Origin of the sequence: Edaphobacter dinghuensis, assembly GCF_014640335.1 — a bacterium.
GTDB classification, from domain to species: Bacteria; Acidobacteriota; Terriglobia; order Terriglobales; family Acidobacteriaceae; genus Edaphobacter; species Edaphobacter dinghuensis.
On record NZ_BMGT01000001.1, the window covers coordinates 808,252 to 820,199 of the forward strand.

Genomic DNA, 11,948 nt, shown 5'->3' on the forward strand with positions numbered 1-11,948 from the left:
CACCTGTCATTTAACTTCACCTACCTATGCATGTGCGGTGGTTCCAGATGGTGTTTTAAGCCCTAAAGCCAGGCGCAGAGCAACCGTCCTGCGGTTCCGCGAAGCCAGAGCGAGTCGCTGCGTCCGACGAAGTAGCGGTGGTTGATCTCGCCGGTGCCGAGGTCTTCGATCTCGCGAAAGGCTGCCAGCTCCTCGGCAATCTGTTCTGGAGTGAAGAAGAGCTGGAAGGGCTCGCCTGCCAGCGCGACGCGTGAGGCCAGCGAGTCGTGCGCGAGCTGTTCGAGCCAGGGGAGAACGTGGCGAGGCTGGCCGTAGTCCATGACGAGACCGCTGCCCTGAGGCTGCGATGCGATGAAGGATAAGGTGGTGCGGAAGGCCTCGGCGGTGAGGTAGGGCACGACTCCCAGCCATGCGAAAAAAGTGGGTGCGGTGGTGTCGAATCCTGCTGCGGCGAGTTGCTCGGGCAGCGACTCGCGCTCGAAGTCCACCGGCGCGTAGGTCAATCTCTCGGGCGCGGCGAGACCGCCTGCCTCGAGCAGATCGCGCTTCCACTGCTGGGTCGCGGGATGATCGACCTCAAAGACCTTCAGGCCGGGGTAGGCGTTGCGATGGGCGAAGGTATCGAGGCCTGCGCCGAGAAGGACATACTGCGTGACGCCGCGCTCGACGGCACGGGCGAGGTTGTCTTCGGCGTAGCGGCTGCGTGCTACCAGAAAGGCGCGCAGCGAGACGGAGAAGATTCGGTCGGGGTTGGTGGGAGTGCGGCGAACCTCTTCGGCGTAGGTGTCGCCCAGGATGGAGACGGCGAAGGGATCTTCGAAGACGAGCGGCTTGTCGTCGTAGATCTGGTGCGCGGCGCGGCGCATGGCTACGCGCAGTGCGGTTCGAGAGGGTTTGGCTTCTTCCATCGAGTCGTCAGGCGGTTTTGGTGTTGTTGTCGGTCATCCACGAGAGCGCCTGGGTCAGATATTGCTTCATCTGCTTGCGTGGGACGATGGCGTCGAGGAAGCCATGCTGCATCAGGAACTCGGAGCGCTGGAAGCCCTCGGGCAGCTTCTGCCGGATGGTCTGCTCGATGACGCGGGGGCCGGCGAAGCCGATCAAGGCTCCGGGCTCGGCGATGTTGAGGTCGCCCAGCATGGCGAAGCTGGCGGTGACGCCGCCGGTGGTGGGATCGGTCATGACGGAGATGTAGGGGATGGCTTCGTCGTCCATGCGCGCCAGACCGGCGGAGACTTTGGCGAGCTGCATCAGCGAGGCGATGCCTTCCATCATGCGCGCGCCGCCCGATGCCGAGATGATGATGAGAGGGTTGCGGGTGGCGAGCGAGCGGTCGACGGCGCGGGCGATGGTCTCGCCGACGACGGCGCCCATACTACCGCCGATAAAGTTGTACTCCATCACGCTCAGGACGACGGCGTGCGGACCCATGGAGCCGGTAGCGTTGATGATGGCGTCGTTGAGGCCGGTCTTCTTCTGGGCTTCGGCCAGGCGGCGCTTGTAGGGCTTGAGATCGGTAAACTCCAGCGGATCGGTCGAGCGCAGATCGAGGTCGACCAGCTCGTAACCCGGCTCGAGCAGGTTGGCGATGCGTGCCCGCGCGTCGATGCGGAAGTGCTTGCCGCACTTCGGACAGACCTGAAGGTTCGCCTCGAGATCGGCCTTGAAGATGATCTCGCGGCATCCGTCGCAGCGCACCCAGAGCCCCTCGGTGCGGACGGTCTTCTCCGGATCGTTGACGATCTCATTGTCTTCGCGTTTGAACCAACTCATGTGCTTTGCCGCCCTTTGCGTCGTGCCTGTTCATTGTACCGATCTCTCGGCCTGTCTTAGTGACCGGAGTGGTACGGATGTCCGGCCAGGATCGTAAGGGCGCGGTAGACCTGCTCGGCTGCTACTACTCGCGCCAGTTGATGCGGCAGCGTCATCTTGCCCAGAGAGAGCAACAGACTGGCACGCTGCAAAGCCGCCGAGGACCATCCATCGGCCGGTCCCACGGCCAGCACCACGCGCTGGCTGCCTCCGTCGCGCAGGGCGCCGAAGCGCGCCGCGAAGTCTTCGGACGAGAACTGCTGGCCGCGGCTGTCGAGCAGGATGGTGTAGGCCGGGGTGCGACCAGGCTGCTTGGAGAGCCACTCCAAAAAGTCGGCCTCCTGCTCGAAGATCTGTGAATCGCAGGGTACGTACCGTCCGCAACGCTCGATATAGTCCGCCAGCAGACGGTCGGTCGCCTCCGATTTGGTGCGTGCGCGTCGGGGGACAATTGCAATCAGAACAATTCTCATTGAATTACTTGGAACAGCTTCGTTACAGCAGGGGCCCAGGGTTAAGTTTAGAAGCACGCTCCAGGCAGATCTCTAAAGACGAAGGATAAGCATAACGTGACTGAAACCGGTAACTGTCATCAAACAATCCTGTTTCACAGATTATCCGACCGCAATATCCCATATTTCATATCTAATTACTGATATTTCTATCGTATCGCCAGCATTTGCAATTTATTGCAGATGATCCATAATGGCACACTACGTGCTTGTACTAACGCATGCGTTCGAGATGTAGCTTCTTGTTTTGCCTTCTTTGCAAAGGTCTGGACGAAACAGCGAATCGAAATCGTGAGTAGTTATTGATCGGACAACTATCTATTTTTTGAGCGGCCATCTCGCGGCTATCTATATAGATAAAACAAAAAATAAGCGCCGTCAGGTGGGTTGTGAGCCGGGCGCTGTGGGGCAGGAGCGATTCATGGGTCATCGTTTTAAGAGTGCAGGTATTGTCTTATTGGTTCTTTTGTCTCTGGTTGGAGTAGGTTTCGCGCAGACCGGCAGCGTTACCGGCCAGGTCTTCGATCCGGGCGGGGCAGTCGTTCCCAATGCCACGGTGACGGCGAAGTCCGAGACGACAGCGCTGACGCGCACGACGACCACCACCTCGGCAGGTATCTACAACTTTGCTGCGCTGCCGCCCTCGGTCTATACGGTCACCGTCGAAGCCCAGGGCTTCCAGGCGATGACGCGCAATCACGTCGTGCTGAACGTTGCGGCGACGCTACCGGTGAACTTTACGCTCGCACTTGCCGGCGCGGTGGCCTCGGTCGACGTGCAGGACGTGACGGTGGCCCCGGTCGAGACCGATAGCTTCCAGATCTCGACGGTCATCGACTCCAAGCAGATGAATGACCTGCCTCTTATTTTGCGCGATCCCTACCAGCTCACCCTACTGTCTCCGGGCGTGGTCACGGCGACCAACAATGACGGCGGCTTCTCGGTGAACGGCCAGCGTGATCGCAACAACAACTTTATGCTCGACGGCGCCGACAACAACGACACCTCGGTCCCCGGCATTCCGGGCGGCATCTCGTCGGCCAATCCCGACTCGACGCAGGAGTTCCGCGTCATCACCAATAACTTTGATGCCGAGTTCGGACGCAACACCGGCGCAGTTATCGACGTGATTACCCGTGGTGGCAGCAACCAGTTCCACGGCGACGTGTACGAGTTTGGCCGCTACAACGCGTTGGGCGCTCGCGACTTCTTCAACTATAAGGGCACCCCGCAGAACCCCTACGTCCGCAACGACTTCGGTGCTTCGGTTGGCGGCCCCATCTGGAAGGACCACACCTTCTTCTTCCTGAACGGCGAGGTGCAGCGCTTCCGCACCACGCGTACCTCAAGCCAGACGACGCCGACGGCTGCCTTCAAGACCGGCAAGTTCAACTTTATCGACCAGTCGCCAGGCGGTTTAGTGACACCGGTGGACTTGACCGATCCTACTAACCCCAACAACGCGACCGGTCTCGGGATCGATCCTCAGATCCAAAAGATTCTGGCCTTGATGCCGGTAGGAGCCGATAACGGCGACGGTGTTAGCACAACCTACAACTTTGCCTCGCCCGACGCATTCAACTCCTATAACCTCACTGGCCGCTTCGACCACAAGCTGACCGACCGGCATCAACTCACCGTGCGTTACATCTACGGTCACTTTGCGGAGACCGATCCCTTCCACGACGAGGTTCTCCCGGGCTACGGCAACACCTCCAACCTGGGAACCGCACACAACGGCGTTGTCTCCATCGCGTCGTCGCTCTCTGCCAATGCCACGAACCTGGTTCGCGGAAGCTACAACCTCAATAACACCGGCTTCTTCTGCAATCATGCAGGCATCGACGCGATCAACGGATTGGACAGCTTCGGTAACGGGCGCGATGTCACCCTTCCCTACTTCAGCATCAACTTTGGTTGCTCTCCTCTGGGCGACAGTAATGGCCAGGCGCGACTCAGCTCGACGCTGCTCTTCGCCGATACTTTCACGCTGACCAAGGGTGCTCACTCCATGAAGTTCGGCGGTGAGTATCGCAGTGTGAAGGACACCAACTACGACGACTTCTCCTCGCGCGATGCGTTGACCTTCGATAACTACAGCAACTTCCAGGCAAAGTCCTACACGTTCAACGGTCCCGATCCCAGCCTCTCGCCGGTCGGCTCGCAGTTTGAAGATCTCATATGGGGCGCGCAGGGTGTTGTCTCCAACAACACGGAGAATCAGTTCTTCACCCGCGAGGGCGTTCGTCGCGGCAACGACCTCAGCCGCTTCCGTCAGCATGAGTGGGCTCTGTTTGCGCAGGATACCTGGAAGGTCAACTCCCGGTTCACGGCGATCCTCGGTCTGCGTTACGCCTTCAACGGTGTTCCTTACGAAAAGGACGGCAACTTCGCGAACTTCTACGGAAACGCCTCGACGGCTACCCCGGCGAATGGGTTCGTCTTTACGTCGGTCGGTCCTGGCACCGGGCATCAGCTCTATGCCGATAGCTGGAAGTTGATTGAGCCTCGCGTTGGCTTTGCCTACGACCTTAACGGTGACGGCAAGACGGCGATTCGCGGTGGCTTCGGCATCTTCCACGACCGCATCTTCGACAACCTCTTCGGCAATGCAAAGTCGAATCCGCCTTATCAGGCATCGTTGAACGAATATCCGTTTGAATCGGGCATCTCGACCTTGTCTACCTTCCCCTTCCCCGGGCAACTGACTCCGTCGGACAGCATCACCGACGGCGACTTCAACACCCCGGTGGTTATCGATCCGTTTCTGAAGATTCCCACGAGCCAGAGCTACAACATCGGCATCCAGCATCAGATCAGCCGGCAGTTGACGCTCGAAGTTAACTACGTCGGCAGCCACACTCTGCACGCCCTTCGTGAGATTGATGGTGCTCCACCACAGCCGAATCTGGTGCAGGCCGCTCTGGCTGCGGGTATCGATCCAGCTGCCTTGCAGAGTACCAGCCTTTACACCGGCGGCACCGATGTCAATAACAACAGCTTCGGTCCAATGGTCAATAACACTGCTTTCTATCATGAGCTCTTTCAGACGGCGGTCGTCAGCGGCAGCTACAACTCGCTACAGGCCAAGGTGGTCGGCCAGATCGGCGGACTAACCCTCACCGGCAGCTACAGCTGGTCGCACGCGCTTGACAACGGCAGCGACCCCATCGTCCCCGGTGCGGGTGACAGCGGCCTTCCACGTAACAGCTTTGACCTGGGACCGGAGTATGGAAACTCGGACTCCGACGTCCGCAACCGCGGCACCGTGGCGGCCAGCTACAACCTGCCTGTGGGTCTGGGCGCTGCGCACCTGAGCAGCGGTCTTCTAGGCCACATCTTGGAGGGTATCCAACTCTCGGGGATTCAGCAGGCGCAGAGTGGTCTGCCATTCGATCTTCGCAGCAGGGTCGATAATCTCCACACCAGCGTCACCAATCGTCCGGAGCTGATTGGAGCGCCGTATCCTTCCCATCGCGGTCAAATCACCTCGAAGGGTAAGATCGTCGGCCCCTCGATGGCTGCCTTTGCGAATGCGCCGTTTGGCGAGAACGTCGCCATCCATCGCAATAAGTTCTACGGTCCGAGCTTCGTCAACACCGACGTTGTTCTGCAGAAGACACAGACTATCCATGAGCAGTTCAAGGTGGTTCTGCGCGCTGAGAGTTACAACGTCCTCAACCATCCCAACATGTCTGCGCCGGATACCGTCACCCACAACTCGCTGACCCTTGGTTCGCCGACCTTCGGTGTGGCGACCTCGCAGGTTGGCCAGAACGATGGCACCACAGGCGCTCGCCAGATTCAGGGCGCTGTGAAGATCATCTTCTAAACGGCAAAAACTGTATCGCTGCGGCTGTTCTTTCCATTGCAATGGAAGGAACAGCCGTTTGCTTTCACGGCGAAACGCACGGGTTTCTCCGCTGCGGCATACGATGAGGCTGTATGTCTTCGCCGAGATGACGTGTATATGAGTGGCTTGTTTTTATGATGTTTGTTGAGAGAGACAAGATCAGCGGCCCGCCTGAACTTCAAGCGGGCCGCTGATCTTTTATGGTTTGATTTTGATGGAGTGAGACGAGTTACTTTTTGCCGGCCTTCTTTTTTGCGGCTGTTTTCTTTGCCGGAGCTTTCTTCGCCGCGACCTTCTTTGCTGCTGTCTTTTTAACCACCGTCTTTTTCGCCGCCACCTTTACTGGTTTTTTCTTTGCGGCGGGCTTTGCTGTTTTTGCTGCGGTCTTCTTTGCCGGCGCTTTTTTCGCGCGAGCGGTTGTGATCTTTGCCTTCAACTCGGCGTTGAGGTCAGCGACGCTCAGCGAGGTAGCAGTCTTGCGCAGCCGTTCGAGGCCGTAGAAGGCCCGCTTTTCCGCGGAGAAGACATGGACGATGAAGTCCACGTAGTCCATCAGGATCCATTCGGCCTGGCGCCGCCCCTCGACGGAGTTGGGATAGACGCCAAAGTCGCGCTTGAGGCGCATCTCGATCTCGTCGGTGATTGCGACGTTCTGCCGTTCGTTGGTTCCGTTACAGATTAAGAAGTAGTCGGCGAGGCCGCTTTCCGACGGGTCCAGCGCGAGAATCCTGATATCTTCAGCCTTTTTGTCTTCGCAGGCTGCGGCGGCGACGAGCAGTAGCTGGTTGCTTTCCGTGGATGGCATGAGGCTCCTTGTAGTCAATGGTAGCGGGTTGTGGCCGGAGAAGCCAGAGTGCTGTGCAGGCGGGAAAAACGGCAAAGACCAAATATGGGTCTCTCTACTACACCGCGTGGTAAAGCTGCACGGCTTCGGTCGAGATGAAGAGCGTTTGATGGTGCCTTGATTGGGTGGGCTTTCTCTATTGCTGCGTCTTTGTCCAGGCTCTGAGCTCGTCGGGCGTATGTAGTTGGTTTGCCAGTAGAGCGTCGAGAAGAGCGCGCGTGTGGATCGCTTTGAAGGAAGTATCGATTCGCGCGCCTTGCTGCTGGTTGGGGAGCTTTACAAGGTAGCCGGGGCGGTCGTCGAACTGGCCGTTGTGGCTGGCAGCCTCATCCTCCGGCGTCCATCCATCCATCCCCGACCAGACAAAGCTGGTGCGCCAGGAGTGGTCGCCCATGATGATGATGGTTGAGGAGTCCCATTCGCCGCGCTGCTCAAGCAGATGGCGAACATGGGCGAGATACTTGTCGGCCAGCGCGAGGTTGTCGATGTAAGAGGTGGAATGTCCCGTCAGCACGCCGCGACGGCGATCGTAGATGCCTAGAGGATGCGGGATGGGCATGTGCAGAAAGAGGAAATCGGCGGCGGAATCGTTGAGCATCGCGTCGGCGGCGCTGCGGAGACGAACGTAGTCGTCGACATGGAGTTTTGTGTCGAGGTCCTGGCCTGCCGGCCTGTGATAGTGAGGCAGCAACAAAGAGAGTATGGCATCGCGTCGGTGAGCCACCTGAGTGCGTAAGTTGGCGAGGACCGACTGCCCGGGCACGATCCCGCCGGGATATGGGAGTTGCAGCGTCCAGAAACAGCGGTCGAGGACCTGCGAAAGGACGCGACAGTAGGGGTTGTACCATCCGGCGACTGCGGTGCTGTAGCCGTCGTTCAGCGCATCCTGAAAGATGGTCTGGTGCTGGTCGAAGCGCTGCCACGCTCCTGTTGCAGGATTGTGCAGGGAGAGTCGTTGGCCATCGGAGGATGCGCGAATGCTGTCTACCGGCCAACCGGTTAATAGCGATGGGACTACCGCTTCGGTGTAAGCACCTGCGGGAACAACATGGGTAAAGACGGCGGACTGCTGTGCGAGCGCGTCGAATGTGGGAAGTGCGAGGCCGGGAAACCTATGTTCGTAGACCTGCTGGTAAGAAAGCTCATCGAACAGAATCCAGATGACACGTGCGTGTGCGGGGCTGTGAACTTCGCTGAGAGAGCGTTGATGCAGCATGGCGGGAGCATTGAGATCGCGTACCTGCCAGCGATACCAGAGAAGCTGGCCCACGATGACGATGCCGTTGAGGGCGACGAATCCAAAGACAACGATGAGAAATCGCTGCACGCGCGTGAAGGCCGGGAGCAGGTTCGGGCTCCAGCAGAGCGAGAGCAGGACGAACGAACCCAGGCACGCGCTGGTTAGCGAGAAGGTCATCCAGTGATGCAGTTGAAACCCCTGGAGCATCGAGATGTTCTTGAGCAGGATGGGAGGAAGAGCAAGAACGATGCCTGACCAGATCATGAACTGACGGCGTCCCGGCTTTCCGGCCACCAGAAGGAGCGTCGTAAGCAGGGTCCAGAGGGCAAACAGATCGAGGAAGACGGAGGTAAACAGCGATGTTGCAGGAGCGCTGGTGTGAAAGATGACGGTGTGCGAGGGAGAGATCAGCGGCCCGAGGATGGCAAGCAGGCAGAGCGTAGCGATGCCGAAGGCGACAAAGGCTGAAAGGAAGAACCGCTTCATGATCACTTTCTTTACGAATTACTTCTTATTTTCTTTGCAGATGGAGCAGAACTCGCCCGTTCTGTAATGTGTGCTCGTTGAGGACTGTGAAGTACACGGCGAAGGCGTCGCGGAAGGCGGCTTCGGTAAGGTGAGCGTAGATGCTGTCGCGTCCGCGCAGCAGTTCCTGGAACTTGGGGTCGGTGGGCGGTACCCACTCGAGGATAAGGTTGCGCGTGGTGAGGCGGCTGCACAGCGAGGCGATGCTGTCGAGAGGAATCTGGCCGCGCAGCAGAAGATGGTGGATGACGGCGAGCATCATTACGGTGTCGAAGTGGCCGGAGGCACGGCTGAGGAAGGAGGCGTACTCGCGGTTCTCCCAGCCGACCGATGGCGTGGGGTGCGCGAGATCGACCGAGAGCGGAAGGATCTTCCGGCCGCTCTGCTTGAGCGCGGTCGCAAACCTGTCGACGGCCTGCAGGTCGGTATCGATGGAGACGACCTCGGCGCCAGCGTCGTCGGCGAGGATGGAGTAGACGCCGGTGTTGCAGCCGACGTCGAGGACGCGCGCGGGGCGGGCGGCGGCCAGCGCCTGAGCGACGAAGCTGCGTTTATGCTCGTGGTCCTGCTCGCTATAGTGGACTGCCGTCTCTGCGTAGTCGGACCAGGTGGAGCTCTTGTGCGCCGGGGTGACTTTGCGCATCTGCGCGAGCAGGCCTTTGAGTGTCTTGAGCAGAATGTGTTTCGTCACCTCGGGGTCCTGCACGGAACGGGGGGAGACGCCGTTGGAGCTGACTTTGCTTGCCAGCAGCGAGGGCAGCGTCACGGTAGAGAGCGCCGGCTGCCGCAGTCGTCGCGACCAGGAGAGCGAGGTGTAAATCTCTTCGGGCTCGTAGCCGTCGCGCCGCGTCAGCGTCGCCTGCAAAGGCCAGCCGAGCCGGGAGTAGGCGAGCATGGGCAACAGAAAGGTACGCACAAACTGCCCGTAGGGATACCAGATGGGCTGCGTGGGGTCCATCTTCTGGATGGAGAGCACATCGACGAAGACCGGGCGGATGCCCTCGAAGAGCACGTTGAGCGGGGTTGCGTCTTTGAGTATCCAGCCCTCGCGGATTAGGTCGCTGCACAGCTCGAGCGTCAGCTCGGCGGCGGCGAGCCACAGCGCCGGAGACCACTCCCACGGATAGGACTGGAAGGAGATGCGCGGATGGCGCAGGGTGAGCGAGGCGGTGCCGCGGTCGATCCTCTCGCTGGCGACGAGACGGCTGTCGGCCACCATGGCGGAGGCCAGCGGCAGGTCGAGGAACTCCAGAATCTCGGCGTCGAAGGGAGGGCGGATAGTGCGGTATACGGCGTCCGGTTGAATCTCTACATGTCCGGCAGGGTCGCGAAATGTGGGGAGAAAGGAGAAAGAAGACGTCTCCGCCATATTAGCGCGACTTGCCCGACAGGTCGGTCGTGTCGGTGGACGAGCGCGTGAAGAGGGCTTTTAACCGGCGGCGAAAGTAGAAGATGGTTCCAGTGACGATAGCACTGATGCTTTGAAAGAGAAGAAGGCTTGAGCCAGGATCGACGTAGGCATAGGCGCGACGTTCGAAGCAGAAAGTGAGCCCGATGAAAAAGGCTGCTGTTAGTGCGAAGTATTTTAGTTTCAATGCCATAGTAACTCTCCGAGGGCGAATGGGAACTTGAGGCCTCTGCTACTAGTTATGAGAGAACCCTGAGGAGTTGCAATAGTTTCGGAAGTATTTTTTTAATCGTGCATTGATGATGGTTCTGTTTTGGGATTATGAATTAGCCGTCAAGGTATGTGCTGAAGGGCCCTGGAGAATGCTCAGAGATCAGCGATAAAGGTGGTGGATTTGGATGTAGTCTGCCACCGCAGATGGGAGCAGGTCGGCGCAGGGGTCTCCGCTGTGCAGGCGCTGGCGCAGATGGGTCGCGGAGATATCTTCGTGGATGGTCTCGAGCAGATGGATGCGGGCGCCTTGAGCGGGCGTCAGGCGGAGCGAGGAGAGGTCGTCGTGCCACAGGTCGAGCGGGGAGCCCGGGCGGCTGACGACGATCCATTCGGCCAAGTCGAGCAGGCGGATGGGATCGCGCCAGTGGGGTAGGCTGAGGAAGCTATCGGCTCCGACGAGGTTGAAGAGGGTGTCTTCGGGCTTCTGTTGCCGGAGCTGGGCGAGGGTGTCGACGGTGTAGTTGGGTTGACCGTCGGGTCGAGGTGCGTCGATGGTCGAGGGAATGAAGCGCGGGTCTTCGGCGCAGGCGAGCGTGACCATGGCCAGGCGATGGTCGAATGAGGTGGGACTGGCATGGGATTTGAGCGGCTGGCGACCTGCGGGGGCGAAGAGGACCAAGTCGAGGTGGAAGGCGTCGGCGGCAGCCTTGGCGATAGCCAGATGGCCCAGATGGGGAGGGTCGAAGGTGCCGCCGAACAGAGCGATGCGCAAGGCCTGACCCTCCCGTTATCATATCAAAATCGGCTCATCCTTTATACCGGGATTAGCTCATCCTTCTTATATGCCGGGATTGGCCCTTTCTTCTTTAGAAAGGCAGGTGGAAGACGATGCCGGAGCTTACCGATTGCAGAGGATAGGTGTGGCTGTTGCTGAGGGCACCGGCACCCAGCTCGACCAGGCGAAGATCCATGAATGGCGCGAGCGGAATGTCGACACCGGCGAAGCCCATGTACTCGAAGTTGTTACGGGTGACGACGCCGTTGCTGCCGTAGAGGATGCCGTAGTTGGAGCTGCCGATGCCGACCGAGCCCTGCACGTAGGGCCGCAGGATGGTGTGCAGCACGGGAGCGTCGAAGACGGCGCGGACGCCGAACAGGCCGGAGTTGATGCGGCTTCCGCCGCCGTTGGCATTGACGTAGGCTCCGCGCTTGGTGGTGGTGATGGTGCCGCGAGCGTCGACGCCCAGCTTGGCGAGGTGGCCGAGCTTGAAGAAGTCATAGTAGATGCCGCCGGTGCCGCCGAGGGGAGAGACATCGTTGTTGACGGCGTTGGTCGTGGTCACGTCCGGCGAAGACTTGATGCCGCTGAGATGGTTCGCGGTGAAGGTTCCATAGACGCCGAACTGGGCGTGGGCAGTGGCGGTGACGAAGAGGGCGACGGCCAGGAGGAGAAGTGCTTTACGGAAGTTCATGTAGCGTCTAGTTTACCTGTTGCGGTGTTGGCGGGGGATTTTGGGGCGCATTTTTTGTCAGATGCGATT

General features: G+C 59.5%; 10 protein-coding genes. 1 reads left to right on the top strand and 9 read right to left on the bottom strand.

Annotation, left to right across the window (positions count from 1 at the left end; genetic code table 11):
* Positions 1-62: 62 nt before the first annotated feature.
* The 3 genes from IEW09_RS03240 to IEW09_RS03250 are packed head-to-tail and all read right to left on the bottom strand — an operon-like array spanning position 63 to position 2,285.
* The gene (locus tag IEW09_RS03240; protein WP_188552693.1) at positions 63-908 is read right to left on the bottom strand and encodes a class I SAM-dependent methyltransferase; all 846 of its coding nucleotides are present in this window, start codon (positions 906-908) and stop codon (positions 63-65) included.
* Positions 909-915: 7 nt separating this feature from the next.
* Positions 916-1,773, bottom strand: a complete 858-nt coding sequence (gene accD / locus IEW09_RS03245; RefSeq protein WP_188552694.1) for an acetyl-CoA carboxylase, carboxyltransferase subunit beta — start codon at positions 1,771-1,773, stop codon at positions 916-918.
* A gap of 56 nt (positions 1,774-1,829) precedes the next feature.
* Positions 1,830-2,285: a 23S rRNA (pseudouridine(1915)-N(3))-methyltransferase RlmH gene (locus IEW09_RS03250; RefSeq protein WP_188552695.1), complete on the bottom strand. Its 456-nt coding sequence runs from the start codon at positions 2,283-2,285 to the stop codon at positions 1,830-1,832.
* Positions 2,286-2,745: 460 nt separating this feature from the next.
* On the opposite strand from IEW09_RS03250, the gene IEW09_RS03255 reads away from it, so the two are divergent.
* A complete protein-coding gene (locus IEW09_RS03255; protein ID WP_188552696.1) occupies positions 2,746-6,156 on the top strand; it encodes a TonB-dependent receptor in 3,411 nt (1,136 codons plus the stop codon).
* A 250-nt stretch (positions 6,157-6,406) separates the two neighbouring features.
* Here the strand turns inward: IEW09_RS03255 and rsfS are convergent, their stop codons facing one another.
* From rsfS to IEW09_RS03285, 6 genes are all read right to left on the bottom strand, one after another.
* Positions 6,407-6,982, bottom strand: a complete 576-nt coding sequence (gene rsfS, locus IEW09_RS03260) for a ribosome silencing factor (RefSeq protein ID WP_188552697.1) — start codon at positions 6,980-6,982, stop codon at positions 6,407-6,409.
* A 175-nt stretch (positions 6,983-7,157) separates the two neighbouring features.
* On the bottom strand, positions 7,158-8,747 hold the full coding sequence (locus IEW09_RS03265; protein ID WP_188552698.1) for a sulfatase-like hydrolase/transferase: 1,590 nt from the start codon (positions 8,745-8,747) through the stop codon (positions 7,158-7,160).
* Between the two features lie 25 nt (positions 8,748-8,772).
* The gene (locus IEW09_RS03270) at positions 8,773-10,155 is read right to left on the bottom strand and encodes a class I SAM-dependent methyltransferase (protein WP_188552699.1); all 1,383 of its coding nucleotides are present in this window, start codon (positions 10,153-10,155) and stop codon (positions 8,773-8,775) included.
* Position 10,156: 1 nt separating this feature from the next.
* A complete protein-coding gene (locus IEW09_RS03275) occupies positions 10,157-10,387 on the bottom strand; it encodes a hypothetical protein (RefSeq protein WP_188552700.1) in 231 nt (76 codons plus the stop codon).
* A gap of 180 nt (positions 10,388-10,567) precedes the next feature.
* Positions 10,568-11,179, bottom strand: a complete 612-nt coding sequence (gene nadD, locus IEW09_RS03280) for a nicotinate-nucleotide adenylyltransferase (RefSeq protein ID WP_188552701.1) — start codon at positions 11,177-11,179, stop codon at positions 10,568-10,570.
* 94 nt (positions 11,180-11,273) lie between these two features.
* Positions 11,274-11,879 (bottom strand): hypothetical protein, encoded by a 606-nt coding sequence (locus tag IEW09_RS03285; RefSeq protein ID WP_188552702.1) that lies wholly within the window; start codon positions 11,877-11,879, stop codon positions 11,274-11,276.
* Positions 11,880-11,948 lie beyond the last annotated feature (69 nt).